Origin of the sequence: Nostoc sp. (assembly GCF_036919675.1) — a bacterium.
GTDB lineage: Bacteria > Cyanobacteriota > Cyanobacteriia > Cyanobacteriales > Nostocaceae > Nostoc.
On sequence record NZ_JBALCP010000050.1, the window covers coordinates 38,252 to 61,512 of the forward strand.

Consider the following 23,261-nt stretch of genomic DNA (forward strand, 5'->3'; position numbering starts at 1 on the left):
ACTTGACGATAAGTTCGATGCATTAGAAAAAGCTGAATTAAAGTTAAACCAGCTAAATCGACAATCTCTAGAGCTTGAGCCTGACAAGATCCCATTCACTAATAGGGATGCTGCAATTAATGAGATTACAGCAACTAATTCTCCTCCTTATCGTTTGGTAACTGCTCCAGAAGGTTACGGAAAAACAGAATTTCTCAAACATGTCTTGAGGCAGTTTCAAAAATTACAATGGTGTTGTGCTTATGCTTCTATGTCTAGTTTTGAAAGTATTGAAGACTTAGAAAAACGATTAGCAAGTTCTCTGCAAATTACGCTTCCAGAAGGGCATGAATTAAGTTGGGGAGAGCGTTTAGGTTTACTATTGCATAGAAATTGGGCTAGATGGCAATCTCAGGATAAAAAAGGTATTGTGCTGCTAATCGATCTGGATGGAAGTGCCCCACAAAAGCAACGTTTAAACGAAATTTTTAATAACTTTAAGGAATTTGCATGGAGAATTGAAAGATGTTTGAAAGAATTACAGTTCTTTAAAGATAATTCCCGGAGACTTCGAGTTGTGATTGCAGCTCGCTGTCTGATTGATCTCCCCTTAGATCGGACTTTTCCTAAACTAACACTCTCTCCTTTTAACTGGGAAGTGATTCAGGATACAGCAACCAAATATCTCAAGCCCATCGAGATGACTTCTGAAAGTCTTGCTCTACTAGCAGCACACTTACTGTATTTAACTGGCGGACATCCAGGGGGAATTGCTGAAGCACTAAAAGTTTATCGAGGTGGCGGTTACACAGTTAATTTGTTTTTAAACAGTTATGGCAACCAATTATGGGAAAAAAACCTCAAAAAGTGTAGAGACCAAATTAGAGAAAGCTTGACAAAAGAAAATAACCATCTATACGAATCCATTGAAAAATTAAGTATATTTCCCATAATCAATAGTAGTTGCATATTAAAGGAAGCTGTTCAGAGATTTAATTTACCTTTCAGTGATGATAGTTTTAAACTAAATACTGAACTGACAAAGACATCTATTTTTACTCGTGAGAAAACGATTATCAAAGATGGAATGACACGGCGGCTACTAGTTATTGGTCTTCTCCGAGAAAGTTCACCTGAGAGCTTTCAAGAGCTTTGTAAGCAAGCGGCTGAAATCTGCTTGAAATATATTCATGAACTGAAATCAAAGAATGATTCTGCTGTCGCGGGTACTTGGTCTATGCAGTATTTTTTTCAAAGTCTTCAGCAACATGCTGGATTTATCAATTGTGGTACTAATAGTCTGGCTTATCGACAAGAACTCCGCAAAACTTTCTTCGATCAAACTGTTGAAGAAACTCTGGGAATATTCTGCAATACAGACCGAGAGCAAACCCATGAATTTCTGTCTACGCTTAAATCTGAAGTAGAACACGATTGGAAATTTCAGTTTCTTGTAAATTACTATCTGCATAATGACGAATATAATGATACACCCTATAGAGATTTAATTCAGAAGCTTGATGAAGCCATTCAAAATAACTAACTCAGGAGTCTATTATGTCTGAACTAGATAAATTAGAGTTTGTTGGTCGTGAAGAACATCTAAATCGAATTATTTCCCTTGTTCTGGAGCCTAATCTGCATGTAGTTTTGGTGGAAGGTAGAGGTGGAATTGGTAAAACTTGGTTGCTTCGTGCATTACAATCCCGCCTAAACCAAGTTCAGATTGGAACAAGTGAAATTATTGATTGCGATACCCCTGTTTTTAATGATGCAGAAGATTTATACACTCAAATCGCCAAACAATTATACGATTATACATATAAAGAATGGTTACTCCGGTTACGACAATTGCGAGAAGATAAAAACCGCCTCAGTCTAACCGCATACCAAGAGAAACGAAAACAAATTGAAAAGTTCCTAGTCGATGAAATTAATCGAAAATCCAGCCAACAGAGACTAGTATTTCTAATTGATACGGTTGAGAAGTTAGGACAAGCAGATGTAAGAGAGCAAGTTTGGAAGTATATTAGCGATCTATGCCATCAACTAGAGAATGCCGTATTTATTTTAGCAGGTCGCCCTAGTATTGCCCGTCAAATTCTGGAAAAGTCATTCAAAGAAGAAGAATTAACTTATTTGGAGTTAAATGAATTTACTCGTGAGGATGTGCAAACGTACATTCTTTCCAAGGAGGAGCAGCTTCACTTTACTCTTGGGAAAGACTTAGTTCAAAAGATCATAGTTCTTTCTGGTGGCAGCCCCATCATGATTGAATTTGGAGTAGAGTATGCTTATCGAGAAGTCATACCAGATTGGTTAGAGAGTGAAGATATAGAAACTATTCCAGATAGGTTGGAAAAAACTGGTGGATTTGAAGCTGAGATGGTTCGACATATTACGCAGCTTCGGACATCAATGGATCGGCTAACCCTGTTACTTTCACGTATCTACCCATTAGATAGCTCTGATATTGCTAATTTATTAGAAATATCTACAGAAGATGCTCAAAGATTATTCATTGATGCACAGAGTTACTTTTTTATCAAACCAGTAATGAGTAATACTCACATATCATTGCATGATATTGTCCGAGACTTGGTTGATAAATATGTATGGTCAGATATTGACCCAGATATGGAATGGAGAAAACGAGATAGTCGGATTGCTGCTAAATATTTCGAGCAAAAAGATTATGAGCTAGGTCCACATAAAAGGGTATTAGAGGTTCAACGTTATTCTGATGATTTTCATAAAGTTGCTAACATCGAGTTTCTGATTGAAGAAGTGAAGCAACTGCGGGAATTCAATACTACGCGATGGCTATCGAATGCTTTATACGCCGATCCGATAACAGGCTTTGATACTTGGCATGAAGTTACTGATAGGATACGCAGTCAATCTAAGAAATATAGCTTTGTGGAACAATTGTTGATAGTTGCGAAACAGTTTGAAAAAGAGCTAACCCCTGATCAAAGATTTAAACTGCTTATTCTTGAAGCAAAGCTTGTTTATGCCCTTGAAGGCAAGATTAAAACAGAAAATGAGGTGAGAAAGCTAGAGGAAATTCTATCAGAACAATCTTGTAATTATTCTTATCAAGCAGATATTTATAATGTCTTGGGAATGCTGAATGCCAAATTACATCTTTATGACGAAGCCTTGAAATATCAACAAGAGTGTTTATCCCTAGTTCAAAGCAACAAGCTATCATCTGCTATACCTCGCGTAGCTAACCTAGTTGGTTATCTTTATCGACAACTCAACAAGTTTAACGAAGCTGAAAAATATTACAAACTAGGTTGGGATGCTGCTATGGAAGTTGACACACCTGACAAAGGGTTAACTCAAGTTATGGCTAGCATTCAGAATAATTTGGGATTCTTGTACGGACAAGAAAAAGATTATTTAAAGGCTGAACAGTGTTTTAAGGCTGCTATTGATATGTGGTCGAGTGTTGAGAGTGAACGCGAAATAGCCCACGCCGAAATTGCCTCTGCTACTATTTCGGTAGAGAATGGTAACTATATTAAAGCTAAACAGCTACTTGAACGAGCCTTAAGCCGTTGCGACAATGAAGAAAACGATCATCGAATATTGTGTAGGGCATACTTTCAATTAGGCTTAAATCAGTGGTTTAGTGCCGAGGTAGTAAATCAAGCCGTTTGGGATGTGACACAGGTAGAGTGGGATCTCAATCTGCTAAGTCTTGCTCAAGATGCTTTAGAAAAAAGCCTGAAATTGGCAGAGAAATACGGAATTGAAGAAGAATTACCTAGAATTTTGCACCAAACTGCTAGTGTCTATTGGCATCTTGGGTTTCAAAAGTGCGATCGCTCGCTGCAAGAACAAGCTCTAAAACTCAACGATCGCTCTTATCAGACTAGTCTAGAATACAATGATACGCGATATGCCATTGAAAGCCTGGTAGGTAAAGCAGAGTTTGATTATTATGCAAAAGCTTATGAGCATATTTCAGATTATGCACGAGAACTTAGCGATCGCTTCCAATCCTATGAAAATATCCATCAATTATACTTTGGTCGGATATTACGGATAGAAGGTGATGTCGCTTTTCAACAAGCTAACTACGATTTTGCTTTTAAGAAATATGCTCAAGGAATACCCAAAATCTTTCAGGATGGAGGTTTCGGGCCATATTCGAGCCAACATGAGCTAAATCTGCTCCAAAAGAAAATTGAACGCTTGCCTATAGAACTTTCTAAAACTTTGATCCAGCAACTCAAATCTCGGTGGAATGATCAGAAAGCTCTTAAGGAATGGTGTGATCAACAAATGTTTCTGACTCGAATACGTGCCACAAAACAGCCATCTTCTCATGTTTAGTAAAAAAATTGCTCAACCCAAAATTTTAGTTTCTCTAAATTCTACCTACGTACCCACTGGGCAATGCGATTGTGATGGAGGGGACTGTGCCTGTGACTTATCCCCTTTACCAGAATTAAGCTCAGATATCCGATTATCTTTGGGGATGTTGGAGACAGAGTTTATGAGAGTTCCCAACTCGCAGATTATGAATCTAGATGATACTTATTCTATCTGTTATGGTACGCATCATCAAGTAGCACTTCTGAATCAATCAGCATTATATTTACTAGATAAATTTACAAATCCTCAGAAATTAGATGATATTGTAATAGAGCATCCTCAAATTAACCTAACAGACTTACAGACAGCTATTCAGGAACTATATCAAGCACGTTTGATAGCACCAAAGAATAATTGCTCATTTAACCTAAATGAAATACCAGAAACTTTAACAGCATGGTTGCATATCACCGATCGTTGTAATTTAAGATGCGACTACTGCTACCTTCCTCATCTAGCAAAGGATATGTCAATAGATATTGGTAGAGCAGCTCTTGAATCTACATTTCGCTCTGCCAGCTTAAATCATTACCGCCGCGTCAAACTGAAGTATGCAGGAGGAGAGGCATTACTATGCTCTCCTTTAATTAAGGATCTCCATTTGTATGCTCAATCCCTTAGCAAAGAAAGAAACATCATATTAGATGGAGTCGTTCTTAGTAATGGAACATTGATTACGCCTGAGATTCTTGAGATGCTGCAAACATTGAATCTGCGTCTAATGATTTCACTAGATGGATTATCAAATTTCCACAATATCCAACGATCGTATGCAGGCGGAAAGGGATCGTTTCAAGATGTTGAACGAGGTATTAAAATTGCTTTGCAAAATGGTCTGATACCAGATATTTCCATTACAGTTAGTGGGCGTAATGCAGGCAGAAGGATTACCCGAGCTGATTGAATGGATATTGGAGCATAATCTGCCCTTTAGTTTAAATTTCTATCGTGAAAATGAACTGTCAGCTTCTTACGAAGACTTGCAACTAGAAGAATCTAGGGTTATAGAGGGAATGTTGGCAGCGTTCAAAGTTATCGAATTGAAATTACCTAATCGGAGTTTACTAGGTTCATTGATTGATCGTGCCAATTTATCGTCTCCTCATAAACGAACTTGTGGAGTTGGGCAAAGCTATCTTGTATTTGATTACCAAGGGCAAATTGCCAAATGCCAGATGCAGCTACATAAAACTGTATCCTCAGTTGACAATCAAGATCCTTTAACTGTTGTGCGACAAGATAAAGCAGGTATTCAGAATTTGTCCGTTGAGGAAAAAGAAGGCTGTCGGACATGTGAGTGGAAATACTGGTGTACAGGTGGTTGTCCTCTGGCAACGTTTAAGGCTACAGGTCGTTACGATATTCAATCTCCAAATTGCAATATTTACAAAGCTCTCTATCCTGAAGCTGTCCGACTAGAGGGTTTACGCCTTCTCAAATATAGTTACCTAACTAAGTAAGTAGGCAATAATAAATCAAAAACGAGAGTTTGATTATTTATTATTTATTTATTCTTGCTGTAGTTATTTTAGGTCTGACGATCATAAAAAATGCCAGCAAAGTAAAACCTAACATTTGCCAAGTCACCAAATTCCAGCCACCAAGATGCCAGCATAATAGACCAATGCTAGTACCTATAGCACCGCCGAGAAAATAGGTAGTCATGTAAACTGTGTTGATGCGACTATTCGATTGAGCATCAAGAGTGTATATCGTTGCGACATTAGTGACCTGCGTTGCCTGTACACCTACATCTAGTAACAATACAGCAACAGCGATCGCCAGCGCTGAACTAGAAGCAATTTTAGCAATTACTAAACTTGCAATCACCAGCGATACAGCAATAGTCAAGGAACGTTGGGAGTTACCTTTATCAGCTAATTTACCAAAAACTGGTGCCATCAATGCACCGACAATCGCCACAAAGCCATACATCCCAATTGTGTCAGATTGAAAATTAAAAGGCGCTCCACTTAAATGGAAAGTTAGCGTTGTCCAAAATGAGCAAAAAACACCAAACAATAACCCACCAATTAAAGACGTTTCTCTCAAGAGTGAAAAACGTTTTAATTGTTGAAGCGTTGATTTTAATAAATCTAAATAATCACCACTATATTCATTCTTGACATTAGGCAAGTATATCTGTAGTAAAATAGTAACAATTAAAATCATTCCTGCTGAAAATCCATATACATAACGCCAACTCAACCATTCAGCAATATATCCACTAAAAACCCTTGCTCCTAAAATTCCGATCAATATACCAGTAAAAATGTTACCTACAGTTTTGCCTGTAGTCACTCTATCTATACTTGCTGCTAAGGGAAGAATAACCTGAGCGGAGACTGTCGCAATCCCAATTGCTACGCTCAATATCCAAACTTCGACGATGTTTTGTGAAAACGTCATGAGGATCAACAAACAGAACAAACATGTCAGTAAGGAAAGAATTAATTTTTTCTTGTTGATTTTATCGCCCAAGGGGATTAAAAAGAAAAGCCCAAAACCGTAACCAACTTGCGTAAGCACAGATATGCTACCCGCTTCGCCTTCACTGACTCCAAAAGAAGATGCAATATCTTTGAGGATTGGCTGATTATAATAAACGTTGGCAACACAGACACCAGCTGCGATCGCCATAATCAGTACCTGGACTTTAGTTAATCCGTTACTTGAGATTTGTTTTTGCATTCAAACTAAATTTATACAGGAAAAAACTGGTTTACAGTACAGCTAAAACCAGGCAATAAAGGAGAAATTATAATATCGCTACTAAATAGGGTTTCTACTAATTTAAGTTGATTGTCTTCGCGCCGATAGACCTCTAGTTTACGCGATCGCCAATCAGCAATCCAATATTCTTTTACTCCTCTGGAAGAATAAAGTTTAAGTTTAGCTTCCTTATCCCGTCTTTGATCTGACTCGCTAAGAGACAAAACTTCGACTACTAAATCTGGTGCGCCAGTTAAATGTCCCGCTTCATCCAATGTTAGCGCCAAGGTTTCTTTAGTAGCCCAAACTACATCAGGTATCACATTATCTGATTCTGAAAACAAAACGTCGGGATTGATCACAGCTTCCCCTAAACCAGAAAACTCCGACCAAATATTAAGCTGTTGGAAAATTCTGCCACAAGTTTGCTGATGTTTAAAGTGAGGTGCCCTAGTCACAAATAATTCTCCATCAACTATCTCGTTGCGTGTCCCTTCATTTTCTGCGAAGAGTTCCACGTCATGAATTGTCCAGCGTACTCCTGTATTAAGCATCTGACTCATCGGCTAACTCCTTTAATCTTGCTCTTGTATTTTAATCATAAGAAGATGTTTGTAAAGCCCTGGCGATTATAAATTGCACGCCAGGTGCAAGATATGAGGCACTGGCTTGGCTATACAGACAAAACCCACCTCCGTGGGTTTAAAGCCTTGATTTTATCTTAGTCCACGGAGGTGGACAATGCTAGTGTAGTAGCGAATTCTATTCGCCCAATACTTTTAAAACATCCTCTAAAATTTAATTATTACTTGCGATTTTCGCGCCGCCATTTTCCCCGTACTAAACGAATTTCATCAAAACTGTAACTTTCGCCTAGTTGTTCTCGAATTGGCGTTAAAGATATATCACCCAGCACTTCTAAAACTTGCCAAATTTTTTGTTGATGTTCAAGAGATACTAACTGATTTAAATCTACAGGCTGATTTTTTTCAATTAAATCTGTCAAATGACGAATGATTGTAGTAGGACGAATGTTGCGTTTTTGGGCAATTTCATTAACACTCAAACCTTGTTTATGCAACTGGAATGTGAATATTTCTGTGTCGGAAGGTAAGCTAAGAGAGGGTGTAAAATTAACCTGTGGTGGATCTATCAAACCTTTTTCTTGGCGGTAGGCGCGAATTTCTGTGAGGAACTTATCGCCATATTGGGAAAGTTTGTGACTACCTACGCCCGAAAGTTTACCAAATTCGGTTAGTGTTCTAGGTTGTACCTGTGCCATCAATTTCAAGGTAGAATCCTGAAAGACAACGTAAGGTGGAACGGACTGTTCATCAGCAAGTTGTTTACGGAGCGATCGCAACCTCTGCATTAATATCTCTGCTTCAGCAGCTTTCTCACTCCCTTCTTCCCAAGTAATCTTCTGTGCTGTGGGAACAGCAAGAGAAACTGTGTGCTGTCGCCGCATCACTTCCCAACTGAGGGCGTTTAGTTTCAAAACTGAGTAACCATCGCTAGTCTGTTCTAGCAACCCTTGATGTAAAAGCGATCGCCCCAGCATCCGCCACTCATCTACACTCTTATCTTTGCCAATACCATAGGTAGAAAGTTTATCGTGTTCGTTTTGGGTGATTTTCTGGTTTTTTGCCCCCCGCAACACATCAATAATGTGCAGCATCCCAAATCTTTCTTTACAACGCGCCACACAAGATAAAAACTTCATGGCTTCAATTGTCCAGTCTTGCATTGGTTTGGGATAACGGCAATTATCACAGTTACCGCAATTCCCACCGAAACGTTCCCCAAAATAACCTAGCTGAATTGTGCGCCGGCAGACAGTACCTTCAGCATAGTCAATTACCTGACGCAGTTGTTGTTTAGCAATCAACTGTTCTTGAGGGTCAGTTTTTTGGTTAATACTCCATTCAATGGTTTTAATATCACTGAAACTGAAAAAAAGTGTACAACGTGAAGGTTCACTATCCCTTCCCGCCCTACCTGATTCTTGATAATAACTTTCCAAATTACGCGGTAAATCAAAGTGAATTACTAACCGCACATCTGGCTTATTAATTCCCATCCCAAAGGCAATTGTTGCCACCATAACGCGCACATCATCTCGAATAAATCGAGTTTGATTGCTGCTGCGTTCTTCATCAGTTAATCCGGCATGATAGGACAAAGCGGCAATATGATCATTTTGCAGTTTAAAGGTGAGTTCATCAACTTTTTTTCGCGTCAGACAATAAATAATTGCTGAACCCTCAGTTTCCCGAACGAGTTCTAATAATTCAGCGTAAGCAGACTTGCTTTTAGAACGAACTTCGTAGTAAAGATTTTGGCGGTTAAAGCTAGCAAGATGGATACTGGGTTGCTTTAGCCCTAGTTGTTGGATAATATCAGCACGGACGCGATCGGTTGCTGTGGCGGTGAGGGCGAGGGTAGGGACATCAGGATAGCGTTTCCGCAAAGATTTCATCTGCCGATATTCTGGGCGGAAGTCGTGTCCCCACTCAGAGACGCAGTGGGCTTCGTCAATGGCAAAAGCTGCAATCCCAATTTTTTCCTTGACTAAATCGAGAAACGGAAGAAATCTTTCACTCAACAGACGTTCTGGGGCGACGTAAAGTAATCTAACTTTACCGCTAAGGATAGCTTCTTCCCGCGATCGCACCTTATAGGGATTCAGACTACTATTCAGAAATGTGGCAGCAATGTTATTATTTCGCAGTCCTTCCACTTGGTCTTGCATCAAAGCGATTAATGGCGACACTACCACCGTTAAACCTTTTTTGATCAATGCAGGTAACTGAAAGCACAGAGATTTTCCCCCGCCTGTAGGCATGACAATCAATAAATCTCGATTTTGCAGCGCATCTTCGATAATTTGCCGTTGTCCGGGGCGGAATTTGTCGTAACCGAAGTGATACTTTAGCGCTTGTTCGAGATTGGGGTACTGAAGCATAGCGATCGCTTTTTCGGGGGCTGTCTGCGTGAGTAGTTATGAAGATATCAGGATTTTAACTCACATCATCGGCAGTGTTGGTCAGACCATGCTTTCTGTTGGCGATCGCAATTGTCTTAACAGAACTTCTCTTACCCCAGCTTTGACAGCGTTGCTTTCACTTAGCTGGTACTGGCGGTAATCGTGAGAGAATGGAATAATAATCTTGGGCAGCTAATCATGAAGCGAGAATTTAATGTGATTATCGAGCAGGATACAGATGGCTACTTTGTCGCTTCGGTTCCTAATCTTGCTGGGTGTCATACGCAAGCTAAATTTTTAGATGAGTTGATAGAACGTATCCGAGAAGCGATCGCACTCTGTTTGGAATTTGAGGATGAACAGGATTCATTGGATTTTGTGGGTGTCCAACGAGTTGCAGTTGAAGTATGAGCTAACTGCCAAGTTTGACAGGACGCGAAGTCATAGCAGCCCTTGGTAAAATAGGTTTTGAAGTTGCTAGGGTGCGCGCAAGTCATCATATAAATCAGTCTAAGTTAAAAGTAGGTAGATCACAAACAAGTTGAAAATATATGGACAACAACAATAAACAAATTTACAATTACACAGTTCTTCTTGAAAAAGAATCAGATGGAGGTTATCACGCTTTTTGTCCTATTCTAAAAGGTTGTCATTCTCAAGGAGATTCTTTTGAAGAAGCCATCGAGAATATTACAGAAGCTATTGAATTATATATTGAAAGTTTAAGGGCTGATAATCAGTCAATTCCTAGAGATGATTTAATTGTTAAACCTTTAAGTATCTTGGCATGAGTAATTTTCCCTGTGTCAAAGCTAAAGAATTTATCAAAGTCATCGAAAATTTAGGTTTTTATCTTGACCGTCAAAAGGGGAGTCATGCTATTTACAAGGATAGTCATGGACAAAGGGTTGTTGTTCCTATTCATTCGGGAAAAGACCTAAAACAAGGGACTTTAATCGGTCTGATTCAGGATATTGGTATTGATAAGGAAACTTTCTTTGAGTTATTGGGAAAATAAATTAGGTGTAATTTTATTGTTTGATGTCGGTACTAAACCCAACCTACAAGCTCGGCGATGTCTACGACGGGCTACGCCTACGCACGCTCATCAACCATCATGCTAGGAGCGATCGCTTTTATTGTTTGACTCTCGCTATCAGATAAGCGATCACACGCTCATCAATCATCAGACATGATGCGATCGCTTGACTTTTAAAAGAGTTGCTACAAGAACCGCGATCGCTCTACAAGAATGGCTATCACACTATATATTTTTTATTATATGCGGACATTTTCCTGTATTTATCGACGTTAGTATGTCCCCTTTTTTTCCGCGCTTTCATTCTTTACCCAAAGTCCTTGGCTTGCGCTTATGGGTGTTGTGCTAGCCAATTTACTACGTCCTCCAACATGAGGATAAATTGTATACTCTGCGTAAATCCAATCGCAGAAGTTGCTCAGATATCCCGACTTATTGAGGATGGCTTTATCGTTTTTGGATAAATTCTTACCAGCTAGTTCTTCCGCTGTTGGAGGCTTTTTATAATGATATGCCGCTTGTATATTGTAGAGTACATCCTTCCCCTGCTTTACACTATTTTTTACAGTCCTTTCAAAGAAGTTCAGCATCGTTGTATTTGCAGAGCCCGTAATTGGGGTCAGATTTTTCATCAAGTCACCGCCACCCACATGATGGTTCAATAAATGCCCCTGTACCAAATAGTTTTCACTGAAGTATTTTATGCCTGGTGAAAGACCCTTAAATTGACTCCACCAGTTTGGCCTTGACGATGGGGGTGATTTACCTGTTGGTACGTTAGAAGCATCAATATAAGCATCCACTGACCTTCCGCAGTTGTTGTACATCGAGCCGTATTGTATGTCCGATACCTTTTGTAGCAGCTCTTTCTGCACCTGTTGCACCACAACCGCACCTTTATTATTTTCCTCATGCACCCCCGACGCTCCGATGTGAGCGTCACTTGTCTGCGATCCCCCCGTTTCCGCTAACTGTGCCCGTTGCACCTCCCCACCTTTCTGTTGCACTACATGGGTCAACTCATGCGCCAACAACTCCTGCCCCCCTCGACTCCCCGGCTCATACGCCCCTTGCCGAAAGAACACATCCTGACCTGTCGTAAATGCCTTCGCCTGTATCGCCCGATTCAGTTGGTCAGCCTGAGTATCAGTGTGAACCTTCACCCTACTGAAATTAGCCCCAAATGCTTGCTCCATCGGTTCACGGATATTCTTTGCCAATGGCTGTCCCCCACCCCGTGCCTGATTGATGGATGCTTCCAAATCTTGTGTTGCTGCTACACCACCGTTTGACACACGACGCTGCACCATCGGCTTCATTTGCAATTCTTCTTCATCAGGCAATGACTCGCGCTGGATATTGCCCGATGGTTTCATTTGCAATTCATCTTCCTCTTCAGGCAATGACTCACGCTGATGTTTATCGCTCTGTGGCTGATGAATCCTTTGCACAACCTGACGCGCTGTTTCGTCAGCTTCCTGCTCGTACTTATCTCCAGGCTCCCCAATTGTCAACTTTGCCTGAATTGGTGTTGGTGTATCTGGTCTTCTTAGTGGAATATTGGCAATGTTATGACTAAATCGCCTTGCGTGTTCCAGTTGAGAATTCAATAAACCATTCATCTTGGCTTGCAGCACAGTCAGGCGTTCCTGCCCTTCGGGCGTAATCTTGCCATATTTGGCTTGTAATTCCAGTCCAAAAGCCTCCATCTTTTGTTCTGCAAAGGCAACATCTTCTTTTGTACTTTGTGTCACAGGTGCAGCTGATGCTTTTTGAATTTGGCTACCAAACGGTCTATAGGCTAATTTCGGGTTTTGTTCTGCTGCTTGGGAATTGCTATTGATGGATGAGGGAGTCTTTGACAATCTTTTGTTATGCATTGTTTTTACAAGTTCTGTACTTGGTAGTCAACCTGACATTAAGTTTTTGGTCTACTGACTTTGAGTAATAACTTTATCCAAAGTAATACATATGTAGTACTAGATAGAATTATTTGTTCGCTGAAAAACCTATTCATCTCTCTTCAGATAGAGATTACTATTCCTATAATGTAAATTTTAATTAATTCTGCACAAAGTAAAATCTAAAATTCGCTTCAGCATCCACCTAACCGAGAATTTGCAGTTATTACTTTGCCCTGATGCCCTATTTGGGTGCATTTTCCCTGTGATTCTAAAGCATCAATCTTTCGTAAAAGCGACATTCCCCAGATTATAGAAATCACCAACTTAATCGTCATGCCCAAGAGCAAAAATGTTACTATTCTGGCAGATTTCTTTTGTTGAGCCAGTCTTTTTTGTTGTTCTGCAAGTCGTGCTTCAACTTCTTTGGCACGTTCAGCCTCTAATGCTTGCTGCATTTCTCGCCGATCTAATTCTTCACTAGCAGCTAAAAATCGATAATCTAAGTTGCTCAAGCTTTTGCCATTTGCCCAAGTTTGGGCATCAATCAAGGCTTGTCCATGTAATAAGCGAGATTCATCCTTTTCTTTTGAAGCTACCCATGCATTGAAGGTTTCGTAGTAGGGGCGCAAGTAAGCTAATTTTTTTCCAACCCATTCTAAATTGAAAACTTCTTGATAAATTCGGTTTTTGATTTGGAGAAAACCTTGCTTTTTGATCACCAAACCAGACAGTAACAGTTCTACCTGTTCTCGACTATCGTCGGCTGGTACTTCCACTCCTTGGAGAATTTGTTGATAAATTCCTAGCAATCTGGCGGCAATTTGTTCGTTTCTGAGGATGCGATCGCGAATTGTCCGCAAATGCTCCGGTTCATCAAGTGATTCCCATTTCTCGATGATGTGCGATCGCACCACATTTTCTATCCAAAATTCTTCTGTGCCAGGGGGAATTTTTAGCTTTCTACCCAGATCATCTTGAGATAAACTAACAAGCAGCCGACACAGCTTTTGAGTAAGAAATGGTTGCCCTTTTGTCCAAGCTAATACTTCTTTCAAAACTTTCTGGGGATGATTGTCTTTTATATCCAGTCCCAAAGATAGTGGTTGAGCTTCTTCAAATGTAAAACCATTCACTTGTATGGCTTTACCAAAATTAAACGGTGTAGGATGATTTCGATATAGAATTAATTCTGAAGGTGTCGCAACACCGAAAATTGCAAATGTAATCCGATGATACTCTGGATCAATTGCTCGTTGGTTATAGCAAAATCGAATTAAGTTAAAAAAGTCATCAACAGAGAAATCAAGGTTGAGAATACTATCAATTTCATCAATAAAAATAAATAATCTTTCGTTAGGAAATTGAGCTAACAGATTTTCTGAAATAAATCGACTGAGTTTCTGAACTGAAGAGATATCATTTTGTTGTTCACACCAACTTTTTAGATTGACTTTTCCTAACAGTTTAAAACCTAACCATAAGTCCCCGATAATTCCCTTATACCACTGCTCTGGAGTTATATTTTCGCAACCAATATTAGTCATGTCAACGGTTGCACATCTAAAGCCTTCTTGTTGCAAACGATGCTTTGTTTTGACCATCAGTGAGGATTTGCCCATTTGTCTACAGCTAAGGATGTAGCAAAATTCACCCTGTTTCAAGGCTTCGTAGAGTTCTACATCTGCCCTGCGCTCAACATAGCTAGGAGCGTCACTGGTTAAAGTGCCGCCAACTTGGTATCGATAATTGTTCATTTGATTTAAAATTTCAAATTCGTTCTCATTCTTAATAAATGAATTGGTATCGAGACAATTGATAAAATTCATATTAAGAATGAGAATTACTTATTTTGATTATTTGTCTTTCAACAGTCTACCAGAACCATTAGCAACCTGAGTGCTTTCCAAGTTGTTGGCTAAAATAAAGGCGATATAACTCACACATCGTGTGAGCTTGATTGCCATTTAGTTGAACCAAACCCATACTTTCTAGCTTATAAGCAGCGATCGCGTTTAGCTCTACTTTTTCATCTGTTGCAATTACCTGTTGCATAGCTGACATTAATTCTGGTTCTTTTTGGAGTAGGTTCAACAATTCTCGTAAATGCTGACTGTAAATTCCCACTGGTGTAGATGCGGTTTCTAGTAACACCTCTAATGTCATTTCCTCCTGACATAGATGATAAAGCGCAAGGCTCACCAAATAGGGATGTCCTCCTACCATTGTTTGTAGGGGTACAAGGCGTTTTGCCCCTTCGGAGTCTGCTGCCGAATGTAGTCCGTAACATAATGCTAAATTCTGTATCTGATTGAGAGTAAACGGTGGCAGCGTAATTGTTATCCCTACATTGAAAGGTGATTGGTTGAGGTTGAGCGGAATATAAATTTCTGTTGTGTGAACCACCACCATCCGCAGTTTTTGCCAGATTTGATTCTGCTTTCCTTGTTCGTGCCAAAATCGCAGCATTGGCAGAAAGTCTTGGGCAATATTGGGATGTTCAAAAACTCGATGGACTTCATTCAAAGCCAAAACTACAGGACTATGATCAATGTATTGCAGCAGATACGCTTCAAAATAGATTTTGCAGCTTACCTTGCTGCCCATTTCCGTATCCCAAAAATCATCTAGAGAGGGAAGGAGATTTAACTGCCTGCTGACATTGACACAAAACCAACGCAAAAATTTATCAAGACAAGCAAAAACATCTTGGTCAGCTTCTTGAAAGTCCAAATAGACAATTTGATAACCTTGCTCTCTAGCATAAGCAATCATCCGGTTGAGCAGTGAACTTTTTCCCATCTTTCTAGGTGCTTTGATCCGGATTAAGCAACCAGGGTGTAAAATCTCATTACAAACAAGTTCTTCCAGGGGAGGGCGATTGATGTAAAAAGGAGAACTCAGTGGTACAGGGCCGCTAGGAAATTCTATCTTGCTTGCTGAAAAAAAGTCTGGAGATATTTCTAAGCTAGATTCTTCGCTGAACTGATGTTGGCTCTGATTCTCCCGATCACCTATCTCGTTTTGCAGGTATTTATTCAAGGCTAAATGCAGATTTTTTTTCGTTACTCTTTTTCCAAGTGCAACGGAAAGGTCTTGCCACAACTCAGAGCCAACTTCCTTGATGTAATTGTTGCGGTAGCCTGATGCCTCTGCCATTTCACTGTAACTTTTGCCCAACCACGATTGAGAGAGCACAAACCACTGAATGGAAGCAAGAGGCTTGTCTTGCAAAATTCTTTCTACTGCTTGCTGAATATCTTCCACGGATATTAAAGGTTAAACAATTAGTAGATGCATTTATCCACTTTAGTCTAGTAATAATATACTACTGAATAAATACTTAAAAAAAGAAAAAAAATGTGTATGGGTAAAAAATTGTCCCCTTTATTAATCTTCAAAGAAAGAAAATTCTTAGTGTGACACTTCAGAGTAGCAAAAGTGCATTTTAGTGGGAATCAGCTGCTACAAATAGTCTTCTTCTCAAGGGTCACAGATGAAAGTAACTTATGGAACCACTATTTTTTGTCAAAGCGACACTACGGCCGCTTCTGCGTTCGTAACAAATGGATAAATGGGGATTCAAAGATATTACTTCTTCAGTGCCAGAGTCAAGCCATCTGCGATCGCTACTACACTAAGACTAACTCGCTGGTCTTGATGCAGCTTTTGATTAAAGGCACGAATTCTTCTAGTTCTATTATCTTGCACTTGGGGGTCGGCAACCCTGCCTGACCAGAGGACATTATCGATCGCAATCAGTCCCCCCCGTCGCACTAATTGCAGCGATCGCTCATAATAGCCATCATAGTTACTCTTATCTGCATCGATGAAGGCAAAATCAAAAGTTTCCGCTTCTTTGGTTGCGAGTAGCCGATCCAAAGTCTCCAAAGCTGGGGCAATGTGCAGTTGAATTTTATCCGCGACTCCTGCTTGCTGCCAATAGCGCCGTGCGATCGTTGTAAATTCCTCACTCACATCACAGGCTACCACCTGACCGTCGCTCGGTAACGCCAATGCCACCACTAGGGCACTATAGCCCGTAAATACCCCAATTTCCAAAGTTTTCTTAGCTGCCAACAACTGCACCAGTAACGCCAGAAACTGCCCCTGTTCGGGAGCAATCTGCATTCTCCCGATTGGATACTGGGCTGTTTCGTGTCTGAGTTGGGTTAAAATCTCTGGTTCTCGCAGAGAAATTGATAGTAAATAGTCATAGAGGTTTTGTTCGAGTCCTAGTGTTTGAGTTGTCATAACCTGCGTTCCTGCAATCCATAATGTTCACACAGCGCTTGCGGTTTCAATCTCAACAGCGAGTGGGGAATCTGCACAAAGTTGAGGCAGTGCATTGCGTATTTCTCCAAGAGTTGTAGCAATTGCTGTTTGATTGTCGCGCTTACCAATATTGATTTCTTGCTTGATTCCGGGGTTGAACCCAATAATCACGGTTTTGATCTGGTTAGCGATCGCCAATTCAACACTACACTTAGTACAGCATTTCATTAATTCGTAGCAAATTAAATTTGGTAATACCCGGCAATGCCAATGCGTCGGCTTGCATTGTTAATGCGTCGGCTTGCAATGCTAATGTGTCGGCTTGCATTGTTAATGCGTCGGTTTGCATTGTTAATGCATCGGCTTACATTGTTAATGCGTCGGCCGCATTGTTAATGCGTCGGCTTGCATTGTTAATGCGTCGGCTTGCATTAAAAACGCTACGCTTTTACGCAAAGCTGTACCTAGTACTTAATATATAGTTCTTTTCTTTACCTTTAATTATAAATATGCAGAAAACCCGAAATGCAATCTTCAAAACTCCAAAACTTTTGAGGATTGAATATCTTTGAAATCGGGGATGAAAGCTAATAGCAGGAAATATCAAAACCTTGATAAACCGCGTCCACATTGAAAACTGTAGTTCTGTATAAACAGAAAAACCCTCATCCCCCAGCCCCTTCTCCCAATATTGCCAGAAGGGGAGCCGGAAAAAAGTCCCTCTCCCTACTTGGGAGAGGGATTTAGGGTGAGGGCAAAAACTACGGTTCTTAACATAGATGAGGTTTATATATAGTTAACTTCCTAAATTTACCAGCAAAATACTCAATCCACTGCCTAATATTGACAGTTCAAAGAAATTCAACCTCTCGTCTGGAATAACGCTCGGCTGTTGTGTAAGAACTTCATAACTGAACTTTGCTCACCCAGAGGTTTTTGTAATGTTTATCGATTTATTGAGCCGCAAAAAAACTCATTTTGTCTTGTGGCGTCCCGGTGCTTCAGAACTAGCTCCCACTCTCTATATTGGCAACACTGCTCCCGAAAGCCCAGACAGATTAGCTCAATTTAAAGAAGTTCCGCTTCGTCAATCAACGGAATTTCCACAATTGTGGGAAGTTTCGGCTCAAGAATCTGGTCTGACTGAAGGACAGGTCTACTTTTACTGGTTTAAAGTCCGCAACTCAGACCCCTACGACTCTGCCAATGCTAATCAAATTCTCTACTGCACAGATCCAACAGCGACAACTGTGGATCGACGCTTACGTGCACCAACGCCGTCAGAATCGGGAGGTGTTGCTAGCTTCGATCCGGCAAGCGTCGTGCTTTATCAAAATGGGACGCTGATTCCCTGTGATCCCGAAGGGCAAACTGTAAATTGGGAAGGCGATGCTGCTTTAGAGACGCTGCCAATCAATAATCAACTGGTGATTTACGAATTACCAACTCGCTGGACAAAGATTAACTCAAATGGATTGATTGAAGAAGGAACCGGCACATTTCGTGATGTACTAGCACTATTAGTACCAGAAGCGATCGCTCCTACTTTTCCCATACTCAGCGCCTTGAATAACCGCGCTCATCTTGTGGAACTGGGAATCAACGCCCTAGAACTTCTGCCACCAGAAGACAGTGATGATAATCTCAATTGGGGCTATGGTACAGCAAATTATTTTGCAGCGGATTTTGACTTAGGACGCCCAGATAGCGAGTCAGCACCTACTGCTTCGACTGATTTAGCTAATTTGATCAAAGTTTGTCATCAGCAAGGGTTGCGCTTTTTTGTAGATGTGGTGATGGCATTCTCGCGGAATAATCCTTACCATAACGTTAATTTTTTGGAATTTTACATCAAATGGGCCAGTGGTGATCCAGAACAAGGGTCAAGAGATGGCTTTGGTGGCGATTTATTTAAGTACGACTATTGGGTAGAGGGTTATAACCCGATTACTGGGCAAAAGTCCTGGCTTGTCCCAGCCCGTGAATACTTAAAAGCCCATATTGCCCACTGGTTAGAATACTATCGGGTTGATGGTCTGCGGTTGGATAGCGTGAACAATATCGCCAACTACGACTTTTTGCAGGAATTCAAAGATTTTGCCCGCACCCTTTGGGACAAAAGAGGCGGAACCAGCGATAGGTTCCTCGTAGTTGGCGAAGAGTTGAGTGTACCCCTATCTCTAATCCACCAAAATCGTCTAGATGGACTTTGGAATGAAAAGTTCAAGCAAATCATCCGACAGGTGATTTTAGGTAAGAACGCCTGGGATGAACCCAGCTTTGAGTGGAGTATCCGCAAACTAATTGATTGCCGAAACTTAGGCTTTACAGATGGTTCTCAGGCGGTAAACTATATAACTTCCCATGATGTTGGCGGTTATGGTAACGAGCGTTTCTTCAGCTACCTGGTTAGTAATGGAATTGATCATACTGAACCGCGGATTAAGTTGGCATTTGTCTGTCTGCTTACCGCTGTAGGAATTCCCATGATCCTTGCCGGAGACGAATTTGCTGATCAGCAGGATTTGCCTCCAACAGATGATCATAAGCAGATTGACCCTGTTAACTACAGCCGTGTGAAAGATGATTGGCGGCAACGCATTTTCCAATACGTTGCCAGGTTGGTTCGCTTGCGTAAGACTTCCGATGCTTTAGCTGTAAATGAGACTCAATTTCTTCATGTTGACTTTAATGATGGTAAACGAGTTCTAGTCTGGCAGCGTGGTAATAAAGCCGATCAATTAGTAGTTGTTGTGGCGAATTTCTCTGACTACGGCACTCCTGTTGGTTCTGAGTACACAGTCCCGAATTGGCCTGCAACTCCAGTTGGCAAGCAGTGGAAGGAAATTACTCAAGAGCGGATAGTTCCATCTGAATGGGTAGGCAGAGAAGGTATCTTCCCTTGGGAAGCAAAAGTGTACGCTCTAGTTTAATCTCAATGCCGCTCAGTGAAAGATCATGTTAGGTCAAGTTTGGTACTTCAAACTGACCTATTTCTATTACTAGGGTGAAATACCACAAAATTCGGATGCTTAATTCTGAAACTCAGCGGCTACATCCATAATTATGGGTACAAATGACTCTGAAAGTAATGTAGTTTGTAATTATTATGCAATAAACCAGCGCATAGACATTCTATATGTAGAGATATTGCATACCAAGCCTTTACTTGAGTTACTCGCCTAAACCCTTCTAGAATTAAAACTATTGTAGGGAAATTGTATTAATAAACTTGCTTTTATTCTGGGAGGTATGATGAGCCGTCCAATAATTCTTGGTATTGTCGGCGACAGCGCTGCTGGGAAAACAACACTAACACGCGGAATCGCTCAAGCACTCGGCCCAGAAAATGTCACAATCATCTGTACAGATGATTACCACCGTTACGATCGCAAAGAACGTGCAGAAATTGGGATTACTGCTCTCCACCCCGACTGCAACCACCTAGATATTATGCAGCAACACCTGTCGCTGCTACGCACAGGACAACCAATTCTTAAGCCAGTTTACAGCCATAAAACCGGCACATTCGAGCCACCAAAGTATATCAAGCCCAATAAATTCGTGATTATTGAGGGATTACTCGGTTATTCTACCCGTGCTGCCCGTGACTCTTACGATGTTAAAGTTTACCTTGCACCTCCAGAAGAACTACGCGCTAAGTGGAAAGTCAAGCGAGACACGCAAAAGCGGAGCTACACTGCCCAACAGGTGCTAGCGGAACTAGAAAAGCGCGAACCAGACTCAGCAGAGTTTATCCGTCCGCAGCGGCAATGGTCTGATATAGTAATTAGTTTCTACCCACCTACAGACGAAGATGATGAAACCAATGGACACCTGAATGTCCGCCTGGTACTGCGTCCGACAATTCCGCACCCAGATTTCACCCCAATTACCAACTCTAGTTATGGTAATTCTGACTCAGCGATCCGCCTGGGGCTAGATAGGGATATGAGTAAGCCTGTGGATGTGTTAGAAGTTGATGGTCATGCAACTTTAGAACAAGTGAATAAGCTAGAACATATTATTTGTTCTGATATGCCCCATTTACAAAATATTTGCAATCGCGAAAGTAATCCAGAACTGGGTAAAATCGCTGGTACAACTGGGGAGACATTGCAAAGTTACCCCCTCGCTCTTACTCAGTTGATCATTACCTACCACATGCTCAAAGCAACGCAAATTTATCAGTAATCAGCGAAGATGAAGGGATTTAAGTTGCTGGCGTAAACGCAAAGCGGCGAGTCAAGAGACATTGCTCACTCGCAGTTTACAAGTACAGTGTAGTGTGCTAATTATGTGATGCCTAAGGCGGTAAACTACGCACTATGCTTACTCAAACTCAGATGCAGAAACGCGCCCTTCAATCGGCTCATACTCATCTTCTAGCAACCAGAGTTGAGCCTCTTCGTAACTTGAACAAGTAAATATGACTTTATAACCCTCAGCGGGATCGTATACACAACACCTTCCCTCTCGATCAACAAGAAGTAACAACACATAGGGAGGCGACAGCATTGCATCAATCCAGACTTCGGTAAACTCCCAGTTATTCTTCACTGGGTCGGGTGCGGGGAGTGATGTGGTATCGATTTTCTGCATTAATTTTCACCTCTGCATAAAATAGCGGAATACTTGAACCTTCTGGACTGATTCTGTAACCAATGGCTTCAGCAAAAAATAGACCATAACGCTCGTATCCCCGGACAGTTCCAGTGTACTCTCCTCTTTCTATCAGAGCTTGAGTAACTCTATTCATTGTGGCTTCATCGTTGAAAACATGAGCGGATCTTCCTCGTCTCAACAATCTTTGCGCTTGAGGAGTACCTGGTAAATGTTTATAAATGTGTCGAGGATCGAAAATAATTTCACGCTCAATGCCACTCATAAAGCTAGGTATTTATCCCCTATGAGAATATCACGCTCCATGAGCGATCACTCGTAGTGAACCATGAATCGCAGTGTAGTGTTGGGTTGTTGAATTATGCGATCGCATTTCTTTCTTCTCTCTGCGTCCTCTGCGCCAACACTTGGAGACGCTGCGCGTTGGCCGTTGGCTCTCCAAGAGTTGGCGGTTCGTTAAAAAATTGACTTTTATTCCTCCGAGAACATGATGTACAGAAATAGATAAAATTTCCCAAGATTAAAGATTTTCTCAAATAAAGATGATTTCTAGAGCAAACAAGGGATAACTAAGGATAGTTTGATGTGTGGTGACGATTATCTTAGTTTATGACCTATTGCCTCAGAATTGCCGACCTACCTACAAATGAGCGTCCGCGTGAACGGCTAATGACGCACGGTGCCAAAATTTTAGCCACAGCGGAGTTAATTGCAATTCTACTAGGCACTGGTCAAGGTCCGGGAAAATTATCTGCTGTGGGTTTGGGACAATATATTTTGAGTGAATTAGGCAAACACCAACGTGATCCTTTAGCAACTCTGCGAGAAGTTACACCCGCAGAGTTGATGCAAATTTCTGGTGTTGGCCCAGCCAAGGCGACAAGTATCTTAGCAGCAATTGAATTGGGCAAACGCGCCTTTCAATCTCGGCCTTTAGATGGCACATTAATTGATAGCCCACTTGCTGCTGCTGCTACCCTCAGTCAAGATTTGATGTGGCAAACAAAAGAACGTTTTGCAGTAGTGCTGTTAGATGTCAAGAATCGTTTGCTGGGTACGCAAGTAATTACTATTGGCACAGCAACCGAAACCCTAGCCTCTCCCCGTGATATTTTTCGGGAAGTTATTCGTCAAGGCGCAACGCGGGTAATAGTTGCTCACAACCATCCATCTGGGAACCTTGAACCAAGCCAGGAAGATATAGAGTTAACGCGTCAGTTGTTAGCAGGGGCGCAGCTTTTGGGCATTCCGGTATTAGATCATCTGATTTTGGGCAATGGCAATCATCAAAGTTTACGGGAACTGACAACCTTGTGGGATGAACATCCACAGGGGGATTAAGTTAGTGAATAGGACA

22 protein-coding genes are annotated in these 23,261 nt (G+C 41.0%); 11 read left to right on the forward strand and 11 right to left on the reverse strand.

Annotation, left to right across the window (positions count from 1 at the left end; all coding sequences use genetic code 11):
* Positions 1–250: 250 nt before the first annotated feature.
* The 4 genes from V7K49_RS09430 to V7K49_RS09445 are packed head-to-tail and all read left to right on the forward strand — an operon-like array spanning position 251 to position 5,828.
* Entirely contained in the window at positions 251–1,522 is a 1,272-nt protein-coding gene (locus tag V7K49_RS09430; RefSeq protein WP_335205342.1) for a hypothetical protein, read from the forward strand.
* Between the two features lie 14 nt (positions 1,523–1,536).
* Positions 1,537–4,326 carry a tetratricopeptide repeat protein gene (locus tag V7K49_RS09435; protein WP_335205343.1) on the forward strand — a complete coding sequence of 930 codons (2,790 nt, stop codon included), beginning with the start codon at positions 1,537–1,539 and terminating at the stop codon, positions 4,324–4,326.
* Positions 4,319–5,272, forward strand: coding sequence for a radical SAM protein (locus tag V7K49_RS09440; protein WP_335205344.1), 954 nt, complete (start codon positions 4,319–4,321; stop codon positions 5,270–5,272). The genes V7K49_RS09435 and V7K49_RS09440 overlap by 8 nt, the downstream gene beginning before the upstream one ends.
* On the forward strand, positions 5,241–5,828 hold the full coding sequence (locus V7K49_RS09445) for an SPASM domain-containing protein (protein WP_335205345.1): 588 nt from the start codon (positions 5,241–5,243) through the stop codon (positions 5,826–5,828). Before V7K49_RS09440 ends, V7K49_RS09445 begins: the two co-directional genes overlap by 32 nt.
* 40 nt (positions 5,829–5,868) lie before the next feature.
* On the opposite strand, the gene V7K49_RS09450 is transcribed toward V7K49_RS09445, so the two are convergent.
* The 3 genes from V7K49_RS09450 to recQ form a co-directional block, all read right to left on the reverse strand.
* The gene (locus V7K49_RS09450) at positions 5,869–7,008 is read right to left on the reverse strand and encodes an MFS transporter (protein WP_335205346.1); all 1,140 of its coding nucleotides are present in this window, start codon (positions 7,006–7,008) and stop codon (positions 5,869–5,871) included.
* 62 nt (positions 7,009–7,070) lie between these two features.
* Positions 7,071–7,643, reverse strand: a complete 573-nt coding sequence (locus V7K49_RS09455) for a Uma2 family endonuclease (protein ID WP_335205347.1) — start codon at positions 7,641–7,643, stop codon at positions 7,071–7,073.
* 242 nt (positions 7,644–7,885) lie between these two features.
* Positions 7,886–10,045, reverse strand: coding sequence for a DNA helicase RecQ (gene recQ, locus V7K49_RS09460; RefSeq protein ID WP_334870397.1), 2,160 nt, complete (start codon positions 10,043–10,045; stop codon positions 7,886–7,888).
* Between the two features lie 28 nt (positions 10,046–10,073).
* Here recQ and V7K49_RS09465 point away from each other — a divergent pair, with 28 nt between their 5' ends.
* The 4 genes from V7K49_RS09465 to V7K49_RS09480 all read left to right on the forward strand — a co-directional run bounded on the left by V7K49_RS09465 (position 10,074) and on the right by V7K49_RS09480 (position 11,084).
* A complete protein-coding gene (locus tag V7K49_RS09465) occupies positions 10,074–10,226 on the forward strand; it encodes a hypothetical protein (RefSeq protein WP_335205348.1) in 153 nt (50 codons plus the stop codon).
* Positions 10,227–10,264: 38 nt separating this feature from the next.
* Complete coding sequence (locus tag V7K49_RS09470) at positions 10,265–10,477, forward strand: type II toxin-antitoxin system HicB family antitoxin (RefSeq protein ID WP_335205349.1); 213 nt, start codon at positions 10,265–10,267, stop codon at positions 10,475–10,477.
* A 140-nt stretch (positions 10,478–10,617) separates the two neighbouring features.
* Positions 10,618–10,857, forward strand: coding sequence for a type II toxin-antitoxin system HicB family antitoxin (locus tag V7K49_RS09475; protein WP_292759850.1), 240 nt, complete (start codon positions 10,618–10,620; stop codon positions 10,855–10,857).
* A complete protein-coding gene (locus V7K49_RS09480; RefSeq protein ID WP_335205350.1) occupies positions 10,854–11,084 on the forward strand; it encodes a type II toxin-antitoxin system HicA family toxin in 231 nt (76 codons plus the stop codon). Before V7K49_RS09475 ends, V7K49_RS09480 begins: the two co-directional genes overlap by 4 nt.
* A gap of 293 nt (positions 11,085–11,377) precedes the next feature.
* Here the strand turns inward: V7K49_RS09480 and V7K49_RS09485 are convergent, their stop codons facing one another.
* From V7K49_RS09485 to V7K49_RS09510, 6 genes are all read right to left on the reverse strand, one after another.
* The gene (locus tag V7K49_RS09485; protein WP_335205351.1) at positions 11,378–12,985 is read right to left on the reverse strand and encodes an eCIS core domain-containing protein; all 1,608 of its coding nucleotides are present in this window, start codon (positions 12,983–12,985) and stop codon (positions 11,378–11,380) included.
* Between the two features lie 215 nt (positions 12,986–13,200).
* Positions 13,201–14,763, reverse strand: a complete 1,563-nt coding sequence (locus V7K49_RS09490) for an AAA-like domain-containing protein (protein ID WP_335205352.1) — start codon at positions 14,761–14,763, stop codon at positions 13,201–13,203.
* A 130-nt stretch (positions 14,764–14,893) separates the two neighbouring features.
* Complete coding sequence (locus tag V7K49_RS09495) at positions 14,894–16,279, reverse strand: AAA-like domain-containing protein (RefSeq protein ID WP_442948661.1); 1,386 nt, start codon at positions 16,277–16,279, stop codon at positions 14,894–14,896.
* A gap of 318 nt (positions 16,280–16,597) precedes the next feature.
* Positions 16,598–17,260, reverse strand: a complete 663-nt coding sequence (locus V7K49_RS09500) for a class I SAM-dependent methyltransferase (RefSeq protein ID WP_335205354.1) — start codon at positions 17,258–17,260, stop codon at positions 16,598–16,600.
* 27 nt (positions 17,261–17,287) lie between these two features.
* Positions 17,288–17,509, reverse strand: a complete 222-nt coding sequence (locus tag V7K49_RS09505; protein ID WP_335205355.1) for a hypothetical protein — start codon at positions 17,507–17,509, stop codon at positions 17,288–17,290.
* Positions 17,493–17,630: a hypothetical protein gene (locus tag V7K49_RS09510; protein ID WP_335205356.1), complete on the reverse strand. Its 138-nt coding sequence runs from the start codon at positions 17,628–17,630 to the stop codon at positions 17,493–17,495. The genes V7K49_RS09505 and V7K49_RS09510 overlap by 17 nt, the downstream gene beginning before the upstream one ends.
* A gap of 592 nt (positions 17,631–18,222) precedes the next feature.
* Here V7K49_RS09510 and V7K49_RS09515 point away from each other — a divergent pair.
* Complete coding sequence (locus V7K49_RS09515) at positions 18,223–20,214, forward strand: alpha-amylase family glycosyl hydrolase (RefSeq protein WP_335205357.1); 1,992 nt, start codon at positions 18,223–18,225, stop codon at positions 20,212–20,214.
* Positions 20,215–20,536: 322 nt separating this feature from the next.
* The gene (locus V7K49_RS09520) at positions 20,537–21,475 is read left to right on the forward strand and encodes a phosphoribulokinase (RefSeq protein WP_335205419.1); all 939 of its coding nucleotides are present in this window, start codon (positions 20,537–20,539) and stop codon (positions 21,473–21,475) included.
* A gap of 138 nt (positions 21,476–21,613) precedes the next feature.
* Here the strand turns inward: V7K49_RS09520 and V7K49_RS09525 are convergent, their stop codons facing one another.
* Both V7K49_RS09525 and V7K49_RS34630 read right to left on the reverse strand, forming a co-directional pair.
* Entirely contained in the window at positions 21,614–21,883 is a 270-nt protein-coding gene (locus tag V7K49_RS09525) for a hypothetical protein (RefSeq protein ID WP_334866574.1), read from the reverse strand.
* Positions 21,831–22,169, reverse strand: coding sequence for a DUF6972 family protein (locus V7K49_RS34630; protein ID WP_442942247.1), 339 nt, complete (start codon positions 22,167–22,169; stop codon positions 21,831–21,833). The genes V7K49_RS09525 and V7K49_RS34630 overlap by 53 nt, the downstream gene beginning before the upstream one ends.
* 344 nt (positions 22,170–22,513) lie before the next feature.
* Between V7K49_RS34630 and radC the strand changes: the two genes are divergently transcribed.
* Entirely contained in the window at positions 22,514–23,245 is a 732-nt protein-coding gene (radC, locus tag V7K49_RS09535; RefSeq protein ID WP_335205358.1) for a RadC family protein, read from the forward strand.
* Positions 23,246–23,261: the final 16 nt, after the last annotated feature.

What these genes read in the sequence shown, in the direction of transcription:
- V7K49_RS09430 (WP_335205342.1), top strand. Translation starts at nt 251, where the DNA reads ATGTCTAGTTTTGAAAGTATTGAAGACTTAGAAAAACGATTAGCAAGT.
- V7K49_RS09435 (WP_335205343.1), top strand. Translation starts at nt 1,537, where the DNA reads ATGTCTGAACTAGATAAATTAGAGTTTGTTGGTCGTGAAGAACATCTA.
- V7K49_RS09440 (WP_335205344.1), top strand. Translation starts at nt 4,319, where the DNA reads ATGTTTAGTAAAAAAATTGCTCAACCCAAAATTTTAGTTTCTCTAAAT.
- V7K49_RS09445 (WP_335205345.1), top strand. Translation starts at nt 5,241, where the DNA reads ATGCAGGCAGAAGGATTACCCGAGCTGATTGAATGGATATTGGAGCAT.
- V7K49_RS09450 (WP_335205346.1), bottom strand. Translation starts at nt 7,008, where the DNA reads ATGGCGATCGCAGCTGGTGTCTGTGTTGCCAACGTTTATTATAATCAG.
- V7K49_RS09455 (WP_335205347.1), bottom strand. Translation starts at nt 7,643, where the DNA reads ATGAGTCAGATGCTTAATACAGGAGTACGCTGGACAATTCATGACGTG.
- recQ (WP_334870397.1), bottom strand. Translation starts at nt 10,045, where the DNA reads ATGCTTCAGTACCCCAATCTCGAACAAGCGCTAAAGTATCACTTCGGT.
- V7K49_RS09470 (WP_335205349.1), top strand. Translation starts at nt 10,265, where the DNA reads ATGAAGCGAGAATTTAATGTGATTATCGAGCAGGATACAGATGGCTAC.
- V7K49_RS09475 (WP_292759850.1), top strand. Translation starts at nt 10,618, where the DNA reads ATGGACAACAACAATAAACAAATTTACAATTACACAGTTCTTCTTGAA.
- V7K49_RS09480 (WP_335205350.1), top strand. Translation starts at nt 10,854, where the DNA reads ATGAGTAATTTTCCCTGTGTCAAAGCTAAAGAATTTATCAAAGTCATC.
- V7K49_RS09485 (WP_335205351.1), bottom strand. Translation starts at nt 12,985, where the DNA reads ATGCATAACAAAAGATTGTCAAAGACTCCCTCATCCATCAATAGCAAT.
- V7K49_RS09490 (WP_335205352.1), bottom strand. Translation starts at nt 14,763, where the DNA reads ATGAACAATTATCGATACCAAGTTGGCGGCACTTTAACCAGTGACGCT.
- V7K49_RS09500 (WP_335205354.1), bottom strand. Translation starts at nt 17,260, where the DNA reads ATGACAACTCAAACACTAGGACTCGAACAAAACCTCTATGACTATTTA.
- V7K49_RS09505 (WP_335205355.1), bottom strand. Translation starts at nt 17,509, where the DNA reads ATGAAATGCTGTACTAAGTGTAGTGTTGAATTGGCGATCGCTAACCAG.
- V7K49_RS09510 (WP_335205356.1), bottom strand. Translation starts at nt 17,630, where the DNA reads ATGCAAACCGACGCATTAACAATGCAAGCCGACACATTAGCATTGCAA.
- V7K49_RS09515 (WP_335205357.1), top strand. Translation starts at nt 18,223, where the DNA reads ATGTTTATCGATTTATTGAGCCGCAAAAAAACTCATTTTGTCTTGTGG.
- V7K49_RS09520 (WP_335205419.1), top strand. Translation starts at nt 20,537, where the DNA reads ATGAGCCGTCCAATAATTCTTGGTATTGTCGGCGACAGCGCTGCTGGG.
- V7K49_RS09525 (WP_334866574.1), bottom strand. Translation starts at nt 21,883, where the DNA reads ATGCAGAAAATCGATACCACATCACTCCCCGCACCCGACCCAGTGAAG.
- V7K49_RS34630 (WP_442942247.1), bottom strand. Translation starts at nt 22,169, where the DNA reads ATGAGTGGCATTGAGCGTGAAATTATTTTCGATCCTCGACACATTTAT.
- radC (WP_335205358.1), top strand. Translation starts at nt 22,514, where the DNA reads ATGACCTATTGCCTCAGAATTGCCGACCTACCTACAAATGAGCGTCCG.